Origin of the sequence: Craurococcus roseus, assembly GCF_039523795.1 — a bacterium.
Taxonomy (GTDB): domain Bacteria; phylum Pseudomonadota; class Alphaproteobacteria; order Acetobacterales; family Acetobacteraceae; genus Craurococcus; species Craurococcus roseus.
This window is the reverse complement of record NZ_BAAAFZ010000055.1, coordinates 92588-110848: the sequence shown is the minus strand read 5'-3', so window position 1 is coordinate 110848 and position 18261 is coordinate 92588. Positions and strand designations below refer to the sequence as shown.

Annotated in this window: 15 protein-coding genes; 8 read left to right on the top strand and 7 right to left on the bottom strand. The window is 71.8% G+C overall.

The window, feature by feature from the left end; all coding sequences use genetic code 11:
• The first annotated feature begins 175 nt into the window (after window positions 1-175).
• The 3 genes from ABD067_RS17895 (at window position 176) to ABD067_RS17885 (ending at window position 2665) form a co-directional block, all read left to right on the top strand.
• On the top strand, window positions 176-988 hold the full coding sequence (locus ABD067_RS17895; RefSeq protein WP_343896729.1) for a class I SAM-dependent methyltransferase: 813 nt from the start codon (window positions 176-178) through the stop codon (window positions 986-988).
• 109 nt (window positions 989-1097) lie between these two features.
• A complete protein-coding gene (locus tag ABD067_RS17890; RefSeq protein WP_343896728.1) occupies window positions 1098-1517 on the top strand; it encodes a Zn-ribbon domain-containing OB-fold protein in 420 nt (139 codons plus the stop codon).
• Window positions 1517-2665, top strand: a complete 1149-nt coding sequence (locus ABD067_RS17885; protein ID WP_343896727.1) for a thiolase C-terminal domain-containing protein — start codon at window positions 1517-1519, stop codon at window positions 2663-2665. Before ABD067_RS17890 ends, ABD067_RS17885 begins: the two co-directional genes overlap by 1 nt.
• A 560-nt stretch (window positions 2666-3225) precedes the next feature.
• On the opposite strand, the gene ABD067_RS17880 is transcribed toward ABD067_RS17885, so the two are convergent.
• The 5 genes from ABD067_RS17880 to dctP are packed head-to-tail and all read right to left on the bottom strand — an operon-like array spanning window position 3226 to window position 6760.
• Window positions 3226-3546: a transcriptional regulator gene (locus tag ABD067_RS17880; RefSeq protein ID WP_343896726.1), complete on the bottom strand. Its 321-nt coding sequence runs from the start codon at window positions 3544-3546 to the stop codon at window positions 3226-3228.
• Window positions 3547-3559: 13 nt separating this feature from the next.
• Window positions 3560-3898 (bottom strand): type II toxin-antitoxin system RelE/ParE family toxin, encoded by a 339-nt coding sequence (locus ABD067_RS17875; RefSeq protein ID WP_343896725.1) that lies wholly within the window; start codon window positions 3896-3898, stop codon window positions 3560-3562.
• A 41-nt stretch (window positions 3899-3939) separates the two neighbouring features.
• Complete coding sequence (locus ABD067_RS17870; RefSeq protein ID WP_343896724.1) at window positions 3940-5220, bottom strand: TRAP transporter large permease; 1281 nt, start codon at window positions 5218-5220, stop codon at window positions 3940-3942.
• Entirely contained in the window at window positions 5217-5765 is a 549-nt protein-coding gene (locus ABD067_RS17865) for a TRAP transporter small permease (RefSeq protein ID WP_343896723.1), read from the bottom strand. The genes ABD067_RS17870 and ABD067_RS17865 overlap by 4 nt, the downstream gene beginning before the upstream one ends.
• A complete protein-coding gene (dctP, locus tag ABD067_RS17860) occupies window positions 5762-6760 on the bottom strand; it encodes a TRAP transporter substrate-binding protein DctP (protein ID WP_343896722.1) in 999 nt (332 codons plus the stop codon). Before dctP ends, ABD067_RS17865 begins: the two co-directional genes overlap by 4 nt.
• 250 nt (window positions 6761-7010) lie before the next feature.
• On the opposite strand from dctP, the gene edd reads away from it, so the two are divergent.
• The 5 genes from edd to glgA all read left to right on the top strand — a co-directional run bounded on the left by edd (window position 7011) and on the right by glgA (window position 15571).
• Window positions 7011-8828, top strand: a complete 1818-nt coding sequence (gene edd, locus ABD067_RS17855) for a phosphogluconate dehydratase (RefSeq protein ID WP_343896721.1) — start codon at window positions 7011-7013, stop codon at window positions 8826-8828.
• Window positions 8829-8852: 24 nt separating this feature from the next.
• The gene (zwf, locus tag ABD067_RS17850; RefSeq protein WP_343896720.1) at window positions 8853-10409 is read left to right on the top strand and encodes a glucose-6-phosphate dehydrogenase; all 1557 of its coding nucleotides are present in this window, start codon (window positions 8853-8855) and stop codon (window positions 10407-10409) included.
• A 69-nt stretch (window positions 10410-10478) separates the two neighbouring features.
• A complete protein-coding gene (locus ABD067_RS17845; protein WP_343896719.1) occupies window positions 10479-13001 on the top strand; it encodes a glycogen/starch/alpha-glucan phosphorylase in 2523 nt (840 codons plus the stop codon).
• Window positions 13002-13043: 42 nt separating this feature from the next.
• On the top strand, window positions 13044-14315 hold the full coding sequence (gene glgC / locus ABD067_RS17840; RefSeq protein WP_343896718.1) for a glucose-1-phosphate adenylyltransferase: 1272 nt from the start codon (window positions 13044-13046) through the stop codon (window positions 14313-14315).
• A 14-nt stretch (window positions 14316-14329) separates the two neighbouring features.
• Window positions 14330-15571: a glycogen synthase gene (gene glgA / locus ABD067_RS17835; RefSeq protein ID WP_343896717.1), complete on the top strand. Its 1242-nt coding sequence runs from the start codon at window positions 14330-14332 to the stop codon at window positions 15569-15571.
• Here the strand turns inward: glgA and ABD067_RS17830 are convergent.
• Window positions 15564-17198: an alpha-D-glucose phosphate-specific phosphoglucomutase gene (locus tag ABD067_RS17830; RefSeq protein WP_343896716.1), complete on the bottom strand. Its 1635-nt coding sequence runs from the start codon at window positions 17196-17198 to the stop codon at window positions 15564-15566. The two genes, glgA and ABD067_RS17830, sit on opposite strands and share 8 nt — an antisense overlap.
• A gap of 83 nt (window positions 17199-17281) precedes the next feature.
• Window positions 17282-18261, bottom strand: a 980-nt coding sequence (locus ABD067_RS17825; RefSeq protein WP_343896715.1) for a PepSY-associated TM helix domain-containing protein, incomplete at its 5' end; no start/stop codon positions are given.

The following is an 18261-nucleotide window of genomic DNA, read 5'->3' as shown; positions in this document are numbered from 1 at the left end:
TCCCGCCCGCGCGGGTCCGAAAGGGACGCGAGCGCCGCTGGCGCCGGCGAACCGTCGGACGGGGGTGTCGCCGGCGCGGGAAAGCCGGGTCCATACTGCGGGGCGCCGGAGCTGCCCCGCCGGCCACCGAGCACCGGCGTGTTGCGACAGACGAGCGGGGACCGGGAGGCGGGTGATGGCCGTGCAGAGCTTCCGCGACGCCGAGTTGCAAGGCTGGGACCGAAAGGCCGTGTATTGGGACGACACCCTGGGCGCCGTCACCCTGGGGGCCGTCGGGCCGCTGCTCGACGCCGTCGGGGCCGCGCCCGGGACGCGCCTGCTCGACATCGCCTGCGGCACCGGCGCCCTCGCGGCCGAGGCGGCCCGGCGCGGCGCCGGAGCCATCGGGATGGACTTCGCCCCGACCATGGTCGCCGAGGCGGCCCGGCGCCACCCCGGCGTCGACTTCCGGGTAGGCGATGCCGAGGCGATCCCGCTGCCGGACGCGAGCGTGGACGCAGTCACCTGCTCCTTCGGGATGCTGCACATGGAGCGGCCCGAACGGGTGCTGGCCGAGGTCGCGCGCGTGCTGCGGCCGGGCGAGGGGCGCTTCGCCATGACCGCCTGGGCGCCGGACGGCGACTTCTTCGCGCTGGTCGGGCAAGCGGTGCAGGCGCACGCCGACACGGGGGTGCCGCTGCCACCCGCCCCGCCGATCTTCCGATTCGGCGACGAGGGCGAGTGCCGGTCCGCCCTGCTCGCGGCGGGCTTCGCCGAGCCCGGCTTCCGGCGGCTGCCCCTCGAATGGACGGGCGACGAGCCTGAGGCGGTCCTCGGCCTGTTGTACCGAGGCACGGTGCGCACGCCGATGCTGATCGAGGCGCAGGCGCCCGAAGCGCGGGCCGCCGTCGAGCGGGCCATCCTGCGCGGCGCGGAACGTTACAGGCAGGGCGGAGGGGGCATCGTCCTCCGTTGGCCCGCGCTGCTCACGGCCGCCCGGCGGAACTGAGGCGCATCGGCCCGGTACGCCCGCGTCGGCGCGAGCCTCAGCGGCGGTTTGGCCACCGCGCCGGGCTGTGACAGGCTGGCGCGACCGAGACCAGGGAAGGGGACGCGCCATGCTCGCGCCAGGACGGGCCAAGCCCAAACCGACGCCGGAAACCCGGCATTTCTGGAACGGGGCGAAGGAGGGCAAGCTGCTGCTCCAGCGCTGCGGCGACACCGGCCGCGCCTACTTCCCGCCGCGGCCGTTCAGCCCTTACACCGGCTCGCGCAACGTCAGCGTCTTCGAGGCGAGCGGCCGCGCGAGGCTCTACAGCTACGTCATCCACCAGCGCCCCGTGCCGGGCTTCACGCCACCCTACGCCATCGCAGTGGTGGAGCTGGAGGAAGGGCCGCGCATGATGACCAACATCATCGGTTGCGAGCAGACGCCCGAGGCGCTGGTGCTCGACATGCCGCTGGAGGTGGCATTCGAGCCGTTGGACGAGGAGATCACCTTGCCGCTCTTCCGGCCGCTGGCGAAGGGGGGCGCGTGATGATCAAGCCCGGTGAGATCGCCGTGGTCGGCGCGGCGGAGAGCACCAAGATCGGCGCGGTGCCGGAACTGTCGCAGATCGGCCTGCACGCGGACGCGGCGCTGAACGCCATGGCGGACGCGGGCCTCAAGCCGACCGACATAGACGGGCTGGCCTGCGTCGGCCCGATGATGCCGCAGCAGGTGGCGCACTACCTCGGCGTCACGCCGAAGTGGGTGGACGGCACGGGGGTGGGCGGCTGCTCCTTCATGCTGCACGTCCGCCACGCCGCGGCGGCCATCCATGCGGGGTACTGCACGACGGTGCTCATCACCCACGGCGAGAGCGGCAAGTCGCGCGTCGGCGCCACGCCGCGCCCGCCGGAGCCGGAGAGCCTGGCCGGGCAGTTCGAGATGCCCTACGGCCCGTTCGGCCCGCCGACGCTCTTCCCCATCCCCGTGCTGCGCTTCATGAAGACCTACGGCGTGACGGACGAGGACCTGGCGACGGTCGCCGTGGTGCAGCGGGAGTGGGCGGGGAAGAACCCGCGCGCCATGTACGGCGACCCGATCACGGTCGCCGACGTGCTGAACAGCCGCATGATCGCCTACCCCATGCGCATCCTGGAGTGCTGCTTGGTGACGGACGGCGGCGGCGCGCTGATCCTGACGAGCGCCGACCGCGCGAAGGACTTCCCGCAGAAGCCCGTCTACATCCTCGGCACGGGCGAGAGCGTGGAGAGCACCATGGTCTCACAGATGGAGGACTTCACCTCCTCCCGCGCCTTCCGCGTGGCGGGGCCGACGGCGATGCAGGCGGCGGGCGTCTCGCACGCCGACGTGGACCACCTGATGGTCTACGACGCCTTCGCGCACCTGCCGCTCTACGGGCTGGAGGACCTGGGCTTCGTCGGCCGGGGCGAGGCGGCGGCCTTCATCCGCGAGGGCAACACGCGCCCCGGCGGCAAGCTGCCGCTCAACACCAACGGCGGCGGCCTGTCCTACACCCACACCGGCATGTACGGCATGTTCGCCCTGCAGGAGAGCGTGCGGCAGATGCGCGGCACCGCGCCGGCGCAGGTGGAGGGCGCGGAGATCGGCGTGTGCCACGGCGTGGGCGGGATGTTCTCGGCGTCGGGGACGGTGGTGTTCGGCAATCGGCGGCCGTAGCAGCGGATTCCGCCAGCAGTCAGGAGGCGCGCGTCTACCGGAAATTTGGCAGCGTGCCCTCCGCCTCGGGAGGTTCGGCACGCGTACGCCGCCTTGAAGTCGCCAAAGAGCTGGCGATTAGCGGCGTGCCACTCGTAAAGCTTCATCAAGAACGGTCTTGTCTCCTTGATGCGCTCGGCAATCGACCTTGGCTTCAGCTTTGTGGAGCGAAAGGTACCCACCAGCGAGGTTGCCCATCCATCGTTCACCTTTCGAGCTGGTGCTCGTAAGGGTATCTTCTGTGAACAACCAGCTCACTTCGCTGAATGGCAATACGAAGAAGTCCAGGCTCCGCTCGACGGCCCCGTACACTATCAGACAGAAATCCTGACCTGTCTCTTTCTGCATCGATCGGAGTTTCCGGCTGTGGAAGTTGAACCAGTAACCCGGTGGGCTTGCCCGAGTAACGTAATGCTTCCTACCAAGTTCAACCTTATGCTGATGGACGAGGTCCAAAACTGGACTCCCGTTGATTTGCTCCACGGCGAAGCGCGCTCTGGTGATGGCACCACCCTTCTGGGTCAGCGCCGTTCCTGCGTCACGCGCAGTTCCACGCCGGCCTGCTTCTGCAGGTGGCCGATGACGCTGAACAGGTTGCGCGCTTGTGGATTGCCGCGCGGCCCGAACATGCGGATCAGGCTCTTGGGTTGCGTGCCCGTCGCCTCGCCCAGCTTTTCGAAGCCGATCGTCGCCTTGATGTAGTCGCGCAGCACCGCCTTGCCGGCGTCCACGTCGCCGGCCAGCATGGCGTCGATGCCCTCGCGCAGCAGCGCCTCACCGAAGGCGGGGTCGTCGGCCACGCGCTTCTGCACCAGTTCCTTGAAACTCCGGGTCAACGCCACCGTCAGCCTCCGCTCACCGCGCCCGTCGCCGCTTGTAGTCCGCCCACAGCGTCTTGGCCGTTTCTATGTCGCGTTGCTGGCGCTTCTTCGTGCCGCCATTCAGGAGGATCACCAGCAGCGCGCCGTCCCGGCCGAAGTACACCCGGTACCCCGGCCCCCAATCGATCCGGTACTCGAATACGCCTTCCCCAACCGCCTTGGCGTTCGAGAAATTGCCGCTTTCGAGCCGCACGAGCGCGACGGACACCTTCGCCCCCGCCGCGACATCCAGCCCGGAGAACCACTTCTCGAACGGGCTGCGGTCGTCTTCGGCTAGGTAGTAGCGCAACTCGACCACGCCGGTGGGTAACACAAAGGTCACCTTGGGAGCAAGCTTCCGCTTCCCGCCTTGCGCTACCCCTGGTACCCCGCCTGCCGCGGCAGCCAGAGCGCGATGCCGGGGAAGGCGATCAGCAGCGCCGTGCCCGCGGCCAGCATCAGCATGTAGGGCATGATGCTCCGGTTCACCTCGGACAGCGGCGCGCCGGTGATGGCCTTGATGACCACGAGGTTCATCGCCACCGGCGGGCTGATCAGCGCCATCTCCAGGCTGAGCGTCAGCAGGACGCCGTACCAGACCTTGTCGATGCCCAAGCTGTCCATCACCGGCAAGATGGCCGGCATGGTCAGCAGGATGATGGAGAAGCTCTCCAGCACCAGCCCGAGCACGAACAGCAGCGCCATCATCGCCACCAGGAAGCCGGTGCGGCCCAGGTTCCACTCGGCCACCAGCGCCACCAGCTCTTGCGGCACCAGCAGCTTGGTCAGCATGTAGCCGTAGATGGCGGCGCCGGCGATGATCATCAGCAGCATGGCGGAGGTGCGCGTCGCCTCCGCCACGCCGTCCAGGAAGTCGCGGAGGGTCAGCGCGCGGTACACCAGCGCGGCGATGAGGATGGCGTAGAGCGTGCCGGTGCCCGCCGCCTCCGTCGCGGTGAAGACGCCGAAGTAGATGCCGCCCAGCACGAACACCGGCAGCGAGATGGACCACCCGGCGCGCCGCAGCGCCACGGCGGCGCGCTCCGGCGGCGGCTCGTCGGCCGGGGCGCGGGCGTGGCCTTCGGTCAGCCAGCACCACGCCGCGAACATCGCCGCCATCATCAAGCCCGGCACCACGCCGGCCAGGAACAGCGCGCCGACCGAGGCCTCGGTGACGTAGGCGTAGAGCACCATCGGCGCCGAGGGCGGGATCAGGATGCCGAGCGTGCCGCCGCCCGCTACCACGCCGAAGGCGCCGCGCCGCGACATGCCGTAGCGCAGCATCTGCGGGATGGCGATCTTGCCTACCGTCAGCGCCGTGGCGACGGAGGAGCCGGAGATGGCCGCGAACACCGTGCAGGCTGCGACGGTGGCGATGCCGACCCCGCCGCGCACCCGGCGCAGGAGGGCGAAGGCGGCGCCGTAGAGGTCGTCCACCACCCGCCCGCGCACCATCACGTGCGCCATCAGCATGAACAACGGGATGGCGACCAGCAGGTAGCCGTCCAGCTTGCCGATCACCATTTCGCCCAGCGCCGGCACGCCGCCCTCGACCCAGAGCAGCACCGCGAGCGGCAAGAGGAACAGCGCCGCGAACATCGGCATGCCGAGGTAGAGCAGCCCGATCAGCGCAGCCAGCAGGACGAGGAAGGTCATTCGGCGCACGCGACCTTGCCTGCGTCCAGCGCTTCCTCGGGGTTCCCGCGCGGCAGGTGCGGCGGCTCGCGCCCGAGCGCCAGCGCCGCCGCCTGGGCCAGCGCCACCAGGAGCAGCAGCGCCGCGCCGACGGGCAGCAGCGCCTGTATCCACCACTCCGGCACGCCTTCCACGTCGGTCATCATGCCGATCATGCGGCTGAACTGGACGGCCTCGATGCCGGCGGCTAGCAGGATCGCGGCGACCAGCGCCACGGACAGCGCGCCGAGCAGGTGCGCGTAGCGCGCGAGCCGCGGCCCGATGCGCCCGACCGCGACGTCCACGCCGATGTGCTCGAACCGCCGTTGCGCCTCGGGCGCCGCCAGCAGCACCAGGGCGACCACGAGCCAGCCCGCGACCTTGTCGCTCCAGCCCATCGGCGCCGCGAACAGGTAGCGGGCGGCGACGGAGGCGCAGACCAGCAACAGGCAGAGCAGCGTCGCGGCGGAGGCGAGCCAGCCGGCGGCGCGGGCGAGGCCGTGGGCCGCGGCTTCGAGGAGCCTCACAGGGCTTGCAGCAGGTCGAGGATGCGCTTGCCGCCGTCCGGCGCCTGCTTGAGGAACGCTTCCACCACCGGCGGGCGCATCGTCGCGCGCCACGCCTCCGTCTCGGCGGCGGTCTGCTCGTGCAGCGTCATGCCGCGGGCGCGGAGTTCGGTGACGGCCTCGGCCGCCGTCTGCTCCGTCACGCCTATCTGGTCCGCCTCCGCCTTGCGCGCGGCGCCCTCGACCGCCGCCCGCTGTTCGGCGCGCAACCCGTTCCACCAGCGCGGGTTGACGTAGACGTGGCTGATGACGGCGAAGTAGGGCGCGACCGTGCCGAAGCGCTGGAACTCGTAGAACCGACGGGACACGGCGGCGGAGAGGTCCGTGAGCCCCGCGTCCAGCACGCCCGATTGCAACGCCTGCGGCACCTCCGGCCCCGGCATCGACACGGCGGCGGCGCCGGCGGCGGCCAGCGCGTGGTCGGTCAGCGGGTTGAGGCCGCGCACCTTCAGCCCGCGGAAGTCCTCCAGCCCCACGATCGGCTTGCGGTTGGAGGTGAAGATCGCCTGCCGCGAGGTGTAGACCCACATCAGGTTCTTGACCGCGCGCCGCTCCAGCAGCCCTTCCAAGAACTTGGCCGCGTCGCTGCCCGGGAATTTGCGGATGCGCTCCAGCTCCGTGAACCCGTAGGGGATGGTCACGGCGCTCATCTCCGGCAGCGTGTTGCCCCACTGGAAATTCACGGCCGCCGCCGCCTCGAAGGCGCCGCGGGCCACGCCGGGGAAGTTCTCGGCGGCGCGGGCGAGCTGCTCGGCGGGGAACACCTGCACCTCCACCGCGCCGCCCGAGCGCGCCTTCGCGTCCTCGGCGAAGGCGGCGAGGACGCGGGCGTTGTGGTGCGCGGGCGGGAACTGGTGCGACAGGCGCATCACGGCGGGCGCGCCTTGGGCGCGGAGGAGGCCGGGCGCCGCCAGCGGCGAGGATGAGGCGAGGGCGAGCAGGGCGCGGCGGCGCATGGCGTGGACCTCCCGTAACGTTGGCCGGGCAGATGCCGCGCACGGTCCGGGCGGTCAACTCGAAGGACGCGGCGGACGGCGACGTTCGTTAGCGCGGCAAAACAGGCGAGTCGTCGAACTTGACTCTCGCGTCCCGGTTGCCGAAGCCTTGTCCTGCGTTCGATGGTTTGTCGCGCCTTCGGGTGCATGGAGCGGGCCGCCCGCGGCGGACCGCCGCACAGGGTGGCCCGACGTGGCAGGAGTTGGGCCGATGCGGGACCGTATCGCCGAAGTCACCGAACGGATCGTCCGCCGCAGCCGCGGCGGCCGCGAGCGCTACCTCGACCGCTTGTCCGAGGCCGCCGAGCGCGCGGCGCGCGCCCCAGGCCGCGCCCGGCTCGGCTGCGCCAACCAAGCGCACGCCTTCGCCGCCTGCGGCGCTGGCGACAAGGCGCTGCTGGCCGGGGGGCGGACGCCGAACCTCGGCATCGTCACCGCCTACAACGACATGCTCTCCGCCCACCAGCCCTACGAGCGCTTCCCCGAGCTGATCCGCGCCGCGGCGCGCGAAGCCGGGGCCACCGCGCAGGTCGCGGGCGGCGTGCCGGCCATGTGCGACGGCGTGACGCAGGGCGAGGCCGGCATGGAGCTGTCGCTGTTCTCGCGCGACGTCATCGCGCTCTCGACGGCCGTTGCCCTGTCGCACCAGACCTTCGACGCGGCCGTGTTCCTCGGCATCTGCGACAAGATCGTGCCGGGCTTGGTGATCGGCGCCCTGTCCTTCGGGCACCTGCCGGCCGTCTTCATCCCGGCCGGGCCGATGACCTCCGGCCTGCCCAACGACGAGAAGGCCCGCATCCGCCAGCTCCACGCCGAGGGCAAGGTGGACCGCGCCGCGCTGCTGGATTCCGAGATGCGGTCCTACCACGGGCCGGGCACCTGCACCTTCTACGGCACCGCCAACACGAACCAGATGCTCATGGAGGTCATGGGCCTGCACCTGCCGGGCGCGTCCTTCGTGAACCCCGGCACGCCGCTCCGCGACGCGCTGACGAAGGAAGCGGCCCGGCGCGCGCTGGCGCTGACCGCGAACGGCAACGAGTACACGCCGATCGGCCGGGTGCTGGACGAGCGCGCCTTCGTCAACGGCGTCGTCGGGCTGCACGCCACGGGCGGCTCCACCAACCACACGCTCCACCTCGTCGCCATGGCGCGCGCCGCCGGCATCCATCTCACCTGGGACGACTTCGCGGACTTGGCCGAGGTCGTGCCGCTGCTGTGCCGGGTCTACCCGAACGGGCAGGCGGACGTGAACCACTTCCATGCGGCGGGTGGGATGGGCTTCCTGATCCGCGAGCTGCTCGACGCCGGGCTGCTGCACGGGGACGCGGCGACCGTCTGGGGCGAGGGGCTGCGCGCCTACACGGCGGAGCCCGGCCTGGCGGCCGACGGCGGCTTGGCTTGGCGGGACGCCGCGGCCGAGAGCGGGGCGCCAGCCGTCCTCCGCGGCGCGGCGGAGCCGTTCCAGCCCACGGGCGGCCTCCGCCTGCTGGAAGGCGACATGGGCCGTGCGGTCATCAAGACTTCCGCGGTCAAGCCAGAACGACACGTCGTCGAGGCGCCCGCCATCGTGTTCCACAGCCAGGAGGAGCTGCAACGCGCCTTCAAGGCCGGCGAGCTGGAGCGCGACTTCGTGGCGGTGGTCCGGTTCCAGGGGCCCAAGGCGAACGGCATGCCGGAGCTGCACAAGCTGATGCCGCCGCTCGGCGTGTTGCAGGACCGCGGCTTCCGCGTGGCGCTGGTGACGGATGGCCGGATGTCCGGCGCCTCTGGCAAAGTGCCGGCGGCGATCCACGTGACTCCCGAGGCCCTGGACGGCGGCGGCATCGCCCGTGTGCGCGACGGCGACACGGTGCGGGTCGACGCCCCGGCCGGGCGGCTGGAGGTGCTGGTGGACCGGGCGGAGTGGGACTCGCGCGTACCGGCGGAGGCCGACCTCTCGGCCAGCCACGCCGGCGTGGGGCGGGAGCTGTTCGCGGCCTTCCGCGCCGCGGTGGGCGGCGCCGACACGGGCGCCGCCGTTTTCTGACCGACGCGAAAGAAAGCCAAGTTCATGTCGCTCCTCACCGACGTCACACTGAGCCAACGGCGCCCGACTCCCACGGGCTACCCGCTCGCGGCACGCCGGACGCCGGTGCCGGAATTCGACTTCGTGCTGTTCGGCGCGACGGGGGACCTCGCCACCCGCAAGCTGCTGCCGTCCCTGGTCCGGCGCGAGGCCGAGGGCGTCCTGCCGCCGCGCGGCCGCATCATCTGCGTCGGCCGCCGGCCTGTCGGCACCGAGGAGTTCGTCAAGCAGGCCCTGCGGCCGGCCGCGGACCTGGATGAAGCGACGCTCGACCGGTTCCGCTCGCGCGTCCGCTACCTGGCGATGGACGTCACCGACCCGCGCGGCCACGCCGAGCTCGCGGCGCTGCTGGGCGACACCCCGGCGGTGCGGGTGTTCTTCCTGGCGGTTGGGCCTAACCTGTTCGCGCCCATCTGCGCCCGCCTGGCCGAAGCCGGCTCGGTGACGCCGGCCTCCCGGGTGGTGCTGGAAAAGCCGATCGGGCACGACCTCGCCTCCTCGCGCGAGATCAACGACGCGGTGGGCCGGGCCTTCGCCGAGGAGCAGGTCTACCGGATCGACCACTACCTCGGGAAAGAAACCGTCCAGAACCTGATGGTCCTGCGGTTCGCCAACACGCTGTTCGAGCGCCCCTGGTCGGCGGCCGACATCGACCACGTCCAGATCACCTGCGCCGAGACGCTCGGCGTGGAGGGGCGCGGCGACTACTACGAGCACTCCGGCGCGCTGCGGGACATGGTGCAGAACCACATGCTCCAGCTCCTGTGCCTGGTGGCGATGGAACCGCCGACGGCGCTCGAGAAGGATTCCGTGCGAGACGAGAAGCTGAAGGTGCTGAAGGCCATCCGGCCGATCCAGGACGGCGCGGTCCAGGCCGTGACGGTGAGGGGGCAGTACGGCCCGGGGGCGATAGACGGCGCGCCGGTCGGCGGCTACCTGGCCGACATCGGCGCGGCCGAGAGCGACACGGAGACCTTCGTGGCGCTGAAGGCGGAGATACGCAATTTCCGCTGGTCGGGCGTGCCGTTCTACCTGCGCACGGGCAAGCGCCTGCCGTCTCGTTGCTCGGAGATCATCGTCTCCTTCAAGCCGCCGCGGCATTCCATCTTCCCCGACGCGGCCGGCACGCCCGCCGCCAACCAGCTCGTCATCCGCCTGCAACCGGACGAGGGCATCTCGCAGCTCACCACGATGAAGGCGCCGGGCAGCGGGCGCATGGTGCTGATGCCCGCCAGCCTGCGCCTGAGCTTCGGCGAGGACGGCGGCCGGGTGCCCGAAGCCTACGAGCGCCTGTTGACGGACGTGATCCGCGGCGACGCCACCCTGTTCATGCGGCGCGACGAGGTGGAGGCGTCCTGGCGCTGGGTCGAGCCGATCCTCGAAGGCTGGCGGGCCCAGGGCCAACGCCCGCTCCGTTACGCCGCCGGCACCTGGGGGCCTTCGGCCGCGATCGCCCTCATCGAGCGGGACGGGCGGTCCTGGCACGAGACCGAAGTTCCGATCGGACGCCCGGCCGCGGTTGTCGGCGCGGCAGGGCGTTGAGCGGCCGTTGCCGTTGTCCGGCCGGCCGGAGGTTCCGGAGTGGGCACAAACCCGTTAGGTTCGCAGAACATGGCTGACATAGCGCACGGGAAAAAGGGGGCCGACATGGCGATCGCCTCGGCGGAAACGCCGCCGGTGTCCTGGCGGCCGTTCGCGGAGGATGCCGCCGGTGCCGACGCGCTGCGGCGCCGCATCATGGATAAGCTGCTGCACAACGTCGGCAAGCCGCCAACAGCGGCCAGCGAGCGCGACTGGTTCGTGGCGACCGCGCTCGCGGTCCGGGACGCGGTGGTAGGGCCTTGGCTGGACTCGACGCGCCGGGCCGCCGAGACGGGCGCCAAGCAGGTGCATTACCTGTCGCTCGAATTCCTCACCGGGCGGCTGCTGTCCGACGCGATGGGCAACCTCGGCCTGACCGGGGCGGTGCAAGAGGCCCTGGCCGCCGTCGGCGTGGACGCGGAACGCCTGCAAGAGCAGGAGCCCGACCCCGCCCTCGGCAACGGCGGCCTGGGGCGCTTGGCGGCCTGCTTCATGGAGAGCATGGCCACGCTCGGCATCCCGGCCGTCGGCTACGGCATCCGCTACGAGCACGGGCTGTTCCGCCAAGCCTTCGAGGACGGCGAGCAGATCGAGCTGCCCGACGACTGGCTCGCGCTCGGCAACCCTTGGGAGTTCGCGCGGCCGGAGGTGGCCTACACCGTTGGCTTCGGCGGCGAGGTGAGGATCTCGGAAGACGCCGAGGGGCGCGCCCGCCGTGTGTGGGAACCCGCCGAAACGCTTTCTGCGGTCGCCTACGACATGCCGGTCATCGGCGGCGGCGGCCGCCATGCCGCCACGCTGCGGCTGTGGTCCGCCCGCGCCGGCTCGCCGCTCCACTTGGAGGAATTCAACCGCGGCGACCACGTCGGCGCCCTGCGCGACCGCGTGCGGCTGGAGGCGATCTCGCGCGTGCTCTACCCCGGCGACGAATCGCCCGAAGGCCGGGAGCTGCGGCTGCGGCAGCAGTTCTTCTTCGTCACCGCGTCCTTGCAGGACATGTTGCACCGCCATCTCGGCCTGTTCGGCGACGCCCGGACGCTGCCGGACAAGGCCGCGGTTCAGCTCAACGACACGCACCCGGCCCTGGCCGTGGCGGAGCTGATGCGCCTGCTGGTGGACGTGCACGGGATGGGGTGGGACGAGGCTTGGCGGACCACGGTCGCCACCGTGTCCTACACCAACCACACCCTGATGCCGGAGGCGTTGGAGACGTGGCCGGTCCCGTTGATGGAGCGCCTGCTGCCCCGGCACATGGAGATCATCTACCGCCTGAACGCGACGCACCTGGAGCAGGTGCGGGAGCGGGGCCTTGGCGACGACGCCGCGCTGGCGGCCGCGTCGCTGATCGACGAAGGGCACGGACGGCGGGTGCGCATGGGGCACTTGGCGTTCGTCGGCTCGCACGCCGTGAACGGGGTGTCGGCGCTGCACACGGGCCTGCTCGGCAAGACGGTGTTCGGCGACCTCGACGCCGTCTACCCGGGCCGGATCAGCAACAAGACCAACGGCGTGACCTTCCGGCGCTGGCTGCACCGCGCGAACCCCGGGCTCACGCGCCTGCTGGTGGACGCGCTGGGCCCGCACGTGCTGCGGGACGGCGAAGCCCTCGCGGGATTGGCCAAGCACGCCGACGACCGCGGCTTCCAGGCCGCCTTCGCGGCGCAGCGGCGCGCGCGCAAGGAGGCGCTGGCCCGGTTCATCGCGGATCGCGCGGGCGTTGCCGTGGACCCGGAAGCCTTGCTCGACGTCCAGGTGAAGCGCATCCACGAGTACAAGCGCCAGCTCCTCAACATCCTGCATGCCGTGGCGACGTGGCACGCCGTGCGCGACGAGCCGGGCCGGGACTGGGTGCCCAGGGTCAAGCTCCTGGCCGGCAAGGCGGCGCCTGGGTACCGGATGGCCAAGCACATCATCCGCCTCGCCCATGACGTGGCGCGCACGGTGAACGCCGACCCGGCGGTGGCCGGGCGGCTGAAATTGGTGTTCCCGCCCAACTACGGCGTGAGCCTGGCCGAGCTGATCATCCCGGCGGCCGACCTGTCGGAGCAGATCTCGACCGCGGGCATGGAGGCATCGGGCACCGGCAACATGAAGCTGGCGCTCAACGGCGCCTTGACGATCGGCACGCTGGACGGCGCCAACGTCGAGATCCGCCAGCGCGTCGGGGCCGAGAACTTCTTCCTCTTCGGCCTGACGACCGAGGAGGTGGAGGCGCGGCGCGCGCGGGGCTTGGCGGCGCACGACGCCGTTTCGGCCTCGCCGACGCTCGCGCGCGTGCTGGAGGACGTGGGCTCCGGCGCCTTCTCCCCGGGCGACCCGCACCGCTACCGCGGTCTGGTGGACGCGCTGGTCGAGCGCGACCCTTTCATGGTCGCTGTGGACTTTGACGGCTACTGCGCGCAACAGGAGGCGGTGGATGCGCTATGGCGGGACCCCGCGCGCTGGTGGCGGATGGCGGTGATGAACACGGCCGGCGTCGGCTGGTTCTCCTCGGACCGCACCGTAGCGGAGTACGCGGCCGGGATCTGGCGCGTCCCCGCGGGAGGTGCTTAGCCGTCGCCAGGGCGCGGCTCGGCGGGACGGGGAGGAGGAACCATGAACCAGAGGAGCCAACCCGGCGCTGTCCCGCTCGCGCGCACGGCCATGGCCTACGTGCTGGCGGGCGGCCGCGGCAGCCGCTTGATGGAGATGACCGACATCCGCGCCAAGCCGGCGGTCTACTTCGGCGGCAAGTCGCGCATCATAGACTTCGCGCTGTCCAACGCGCTCAACTCCGGCATCCGCCGCATCGGCGTCGCCACGCAGTACAAGGCGCACAGCCTGATCCGGCACCTGCAGCGCGGCTGGGCCTTCTTCCGCCCGGAGCGCAACGAGAGCTTCGACATCCTCCCCGCGAGCCAGCGCGTGTCCGAGACCGCCTGGTACGCCGGCACGGCCGACGCTGTGTACCAGAACATCGACATCATCGAGAGCTACGCCCCGCGTCACATCGTCGTCCTCGCCGGCGACCACATCTACAAGATGGACTACGAGGTGATGCTGCGGCAGCACTGCGAGCAGGAGGCGGACGTGACCGTCGGCTGCATCGAGGTGCCGCGGATGGAGGCGACGGCCTTCGGCGTGATGCACGTGGACGCCGAGGACCGCATCACCTCCTTCCTGGAGAAGCCGGCCGACCCGCCCGGCATCCCGGGCCAGCCGGAGTTCGCGCTGGCGAGCATGGGCATCTATGTGTTCGACTCCGAGTACCTGTTCCGCCAGCTCCGGCGGGACGCGGCCGACCCGGAGTCCAAGCACGACTTCGGCAGGGACGTCGTTCCTTACATCGTGGCGAACGGGAAGGCCGTGGCGCACCGGTTCGCCTCCTCTTGCGTGCGCTCCGCCTCCGAGACCACGCCGTACTGGCGGGACGTCGGCACGGTGGACGCCTATTGGGAAGCGAACATCGACCTCACGGATTTCGTGCCCGGCCTCGACATCTACGACCGCGACTGGCCGATCTGGACCCACGCCGAAGTCGTGCCGCCGGCGAAGTTCATCCACGACGAGGACGGCCGGCGCGGGCAGGCCATAAGCTCCCTCGTGTCCGGCGGGTGCATCGTGTCGGGCGCGTCGGTGAAGCGGTCGCTGCTCTCCACCGGCTGCCATGTCCACTCCTTCGCGGAGATCGAGGGCGCGGTGGTGTTGCCCTACGTCGACATCGGGCGGCACGCGCGTCTCCGCAAAGTGGTCGTGGACCGCGGCGCGCGCATCCCGCCCGGGCTGGTGGTCGGCGAAGACCCCGAGCACGACGCGGCGCGCTTCCGCCGCACGGAGCGGGGCGTCTGCCTGATAACCCAGCCGATGCTCGACCGCTTGCAGGCCTGAGAAGGGCGTCCCGCGTGCGAGAGCTCAGCAAGGTCGCCCTCTTCACCAAGGAGTACCCGCCGCACGTCTACGGCGGCGCGGGCGTCCACGTGGAGTACCTGGCCGCGGCGCTGGCCAAGCGCGCCTTCGTCGAGGTGCGGTGCTTCGGCGACCAGCGTTCGGGGGACGGCGCCAACCCGGAGGTCCGCGGCTACCCGCAATGGGACGAGACGGCGCGGAACACCGACACGCGCTTCGTCGGCGCCGTGGACGCCTACGCCCGCTCGCTGGCCATGGCCAAGGACCGGCTCGACGCCGACGTGGTGCATTGCCACACCTGGTACACAGACATGGCCGGCCTGCTCGCCAGCCAGCTCTGGGGCGTGCCCTACGTCCTGACCATCCACTCGCTGGAGCCGCTGCGGCCCTGGAAGGTGGAGCAGCTCGGCAACGCCTACCACCTCAGCGCCTGGATGGAGCGCACGGCGATCGAGAGGGCCGACGCCGTCATCGCCGTCTCGCGCGAGACGCGGGAGGACGTGCTGCGCCTGTTCGACGTGCCGCCGGGGCGCGTCCACGTCATCCACAACGGCATCGACCCGGAAGAGTACCGCCGGACGGAGGCCCGCCGCGCGCTGGACCGCCACGGGATCGACCCCGCCAAGCCGTTCGTGCTGTTCGTCGGGCGCGTCACCCGGCAGAAGGGCATCATGCACCTGGTGAACGCGATCCCGCGGCTGGACCCGGACCTCCAGGTGGTCCTCTGCGCCGGGGCGCCGGACACGCCGGAAATCGGGCGCGAGATGGCGGAGGGCGTCGCGGCCGTCGCGGCGAGGCGGCCCGGCGTGGTCTGGATTCGCGAGATGCTGCCCCGGCCGGACGTTATCCAGCTCTACTCGCACGCCGCGGTGTTCTGCTGCCCTTCGGTGTACGAGCCGTTCGGCATCATCAACCTCGAAGCCATGGCGTGCGAGACGGCGGTGGTCGCCTCGGCGGTGGGCGGCATCCCGGAGGTGGTGGTGCCGGGCGAGACGGGCCTGCTGGTGGACCCGGGCCTCAAGCCCGGCACCTTCGACCCGGCGGACCCCGCGGCCTTCTCGGCGCGGCTGGCCGACGCGATCAATGCGCTGGCCCGAGACCCCGCGCTGCGGGCGCGTTTCGGCGCGAACGGCCGCCACCGCGTCGAGGCGCACTTCAGTTGGGACGCGATCGCCCGCAGCACGCTCGACCTCTACCGCTCGCTCCTCACGGAACGGACCACGGGCGCCGTCAGGTGACCACATCCGGCTCCGCGCGGCCGGTGCGCGCGCGGATGCCGGCCAACTCGTCGGCGACGGCGGCGAGTCCGGCGAGGGCCGTTTGGGTGTCCTCGCCCTGCCGGTCGGGATCGGGCTCGAACCGTTCGATGTAGACGCGCAGCGTGGCGCCGGCGGTCCCGGTGCCCGACAGCCGGTAGACGACGCGCGACCCGTCCGCGAACCCGATGCGCACGCCCTGCCGCTCGCTGACGGACCCGTCCACCGGGTCGGTGTAGGCGAAATCGTCGGCGGTCGTGACCTCGTGGACGCCGAAGCGCCGACCCGGCAAGGCGCCGAGTTGCCCGCGCAGCGCCGACATCAGGCCGTTCGCCGCCTCCGCGTCCACCTCTTCGTAGTCGTGCCGCGCGTAGTGGTTCCGCCCGTGCGCACGCCAGTGCTCGCGCACGATGCCGAGGACCGGCTGCCGCCGCGCCGCGAGGATGTTGAGCCAGAGCAGCACCGCCCAGAGCCCGTCCTTCTCCCGCACGTGGTCCGAGCCCGTGCCGGCGCTCTCCTCGCCGCAGATGGTGGCCAGGCCGGCGTCGAGCAGGGTGCCGAAGAACTTCCAGCCCGTCGGCGTCTCGTAGCAGGGCACGCCGAGGCGCTCGGCCACCTGGTCGGCGGCGCGGCTGGTCGGCATGGAGCGCGCGATGCCCTTCGGCCCGCCCCTGTACCCCGGCGCCAAGTGCATGTTGGCTGCGAGGATCGCCAGGCTGTCGGACGGCGTGACGAAGACGCCGCGCCCGATGATGAGGTTGCGGTCGCCGTCGCCGTCCGAAGCGGCGCCGAGGTCGGGCGCGTCCGGGCCCATCATCTCGTCGAACAGCGCCTTGGCGTGGACGAGGTTGGGGTCCGGGTGGTGGCCGCCGAAGTCGGGCAATGGCGTGCCGTTCACCACCGTCCCCGCGGGCGCGCCCAGCTCGTCCTCGACGATCGCCTTGGCGTAGGGGCCGGTCACGGCGTGCATCGCGTCGTAGCGCAGGCGGAGGCCGCCCGCGAAGGCCGCGCGGATGGCGGCGAAGTCGAACAGGCGCGCCATCAGGTCGCGGTAGTCGGCGACCGGGTCGATGACCTCGACCTCCGCCCCGCCGAAGCGCTGCGTGCCGAGGCGCTCCAGGTCGAGGTCGGGCGCGTCCAGCGTGCGGTACTCGCGGATGGATTGCGTGCGGGCGAACACCGCGTCGGTGACGCGCTCGGGCGCCGGGCCGCCGTTGCCGATGTTGTACTTGATGCCGAAGTCGCCCTCCGGCCCGCCCGGGTTGTGCGAGGCGGACAGGATGATGCCGCCGTAGGCCCGGCGGCCGCGGATGACGCAGGAGGCGGCGGGCGTCGAAAGCAGGCCGCCCCGGCCCACCAGGATGCGGCCGAACCCGTTCGCCGCGGCCATCTTCAGGATGGTCTGGACGGCTTCGCGGTTGTGGAAGCGCCCGTCGCCGCCCACCACGAGCGTGGCGCCGGCGAAGCCCTCCAGGCTGTCGAAGACCGATTGCACGAAGTTCTCGAGGTAGCGGGGCTGTTGGAACACCGTGACCCGCTTGCGGAGCCCGGACGTGCCGGGCTTCTGCCCCTCGAACGGCTCCGTGGCCACCACGCGAATGTTCGCCATCCCGGTCCTCCCTGCGCTCGCGCCCCGCCAGGGGCCCCGTGCGGACCATCTGCCCCGGCCCGGGCGGCGCGCCAAGTTCCGGATCAGCCGAACCGGTGCGCCCGGCCGCCGCGGGCCAAGTGCGCGCGGCGGAACAGGTGCCTCGCGTAGCCGACGGCGCCATAGGCCGAGAGCATGGCCAGCGCCAAGCCGGACAGCGCGACCGCGCACCTGTAGGCCAAGCCGCCGACCTTGGCGGCGTGCACCGGGTAGGCGGAGTCCACCACGCGGTCGCCGAGGGGCGCCGCCACGGTGTCGTGCGCGTGGAGCAAACGGCCGTCATGGGCGGCGCGTATGGCGGTGCGGCCGTTCGGGTGCCACTCCGCGGGCTGCCGCAGCCGCACGACCACGGGCGCGCCGGGCTCCGCGGGCCAGGAGGCGATGCGCGGCGCGGCGTCCGGGAAGCGTTCCAACGCGGCCGAGAAAACCGCTTCCCACCCGATCGCGGCCACCGCCGGGTCGGCCGGTCCCGCCACCCCGCGGGCCTGCACGCCCACGCCGCCGAGCAGCGCGCGGGCGGCAGCCGGGAAGATCACAGCGGCCCCGCTCAGCATCAACACCAGCAAAGGGAGGGCGGCGATGAGGCCCAACTCGCGGTGCGCCACCGCCAAGCCGCCCCGCGTCCCGCTCCGGGGCCGAACCGTGCCGCGGAAGCGCCGCCGGGCCGCGGGCCAGGACAGCACGACTCCCGAGAGCGCCAGCGCCGAGCCGAGCAGCCCGACGACGCCCACGGCCATCGTGCCTGCGTCGCCGAGAAGCAGCGAATGGTGCAGCTCGAACAGCACGTCCACCACGCGCTCGTTCGCGCCCCAGCGGGCCACGACGGCGCCCGTGCCGGGATCGAGGTAGCCGCCGCCCGCATCGTCGCGCAGGTACACTTGGTCCAGCGCCAACGACGACCCGGCGAGCACCACGGCTTGCAGCCGATCGGCGCCGAACGCGGCTTCGGCCGCCGCCGCCCGGGCGTGCGGGCGAGGAGCTTGGAATGGAAGCGTTCCGCTTCGCCGAGGGCCTGGGCCGCCCT

Excerpts from the sequence above, each read along its gene's own strand:
- ABD067_RS17895 (WP_343896729.1), top strand. The coding sequence starts at position 176 with ATGGCCGTGCAGAGCTTCCGCGACGCCGAGTTGCAAGGCTGGGACCGA.
- ABD067_RS17890 (WP_343896728.1), top strand. The coding sequence starts at position 1,098 with ATGCTCGCGCCAGGACGGGCCAAGCCCAAACCGACGCCGGAAACCCGG.
- ABD067_RS17885 (WP_343896727.1), top strand. The coding sequence starts at position 1,517 with ATGATCAAGCCCGGTGAGATCGCCGTGGTCGGCGCGGCGGAGAGCACC.
- ABD067_RS17870 (WP_343896724.1), bottom strand. The coding sequence starts at position 5,220 with ATGACCTTCCTCGTCCTGCTGGCTGCGCTGATCGGGCTGCTCTACCTC.
- dctP (WP_343896722.1), bottom strand. The coding sequence starts at position 6,760 with ATGCGCCGCCGCGCCCTGCTCGCCCTCGCCTCATCCTCGCCGCTGGCG.
- edd (WP_343896721.1), top strand. The coding sequence starts at position 7,011 with ATGCGGGACCGTATCGCCGAAGTCACCGAACGGATCGTCCGCCGCAGC.
- zwf (WP_343896720.1), top strand. The coding sequence starts at position 8,853 with ATGTCGCTCCTCACCGACGTCACACTGAGCCAACGGCGCCCGACTCCC.
- ABD067_RS17845 (WP_343896719.1), top strand. The coding sequence starts at position 10,479 with ATGGCTGACATAGCGCACGGGAAAAAGGGGGCCGACATGGCGATCGCC.
- glgC (WP_343896718.1), top strand. The coding sequence starts at position 13,044 with ATGAACCAGAGGAGCCAACCCGGCGCTGTCCCGCTCGCGCGCACGGCC.
- ABD067_RS17830 (WP_343896716.1), bottom strand. The coding sequence starts at position 17,198 with ATGGCGAACATTCGCGTGGTGGCCACGGAGCCGTTCGAGGGGCAGAAG.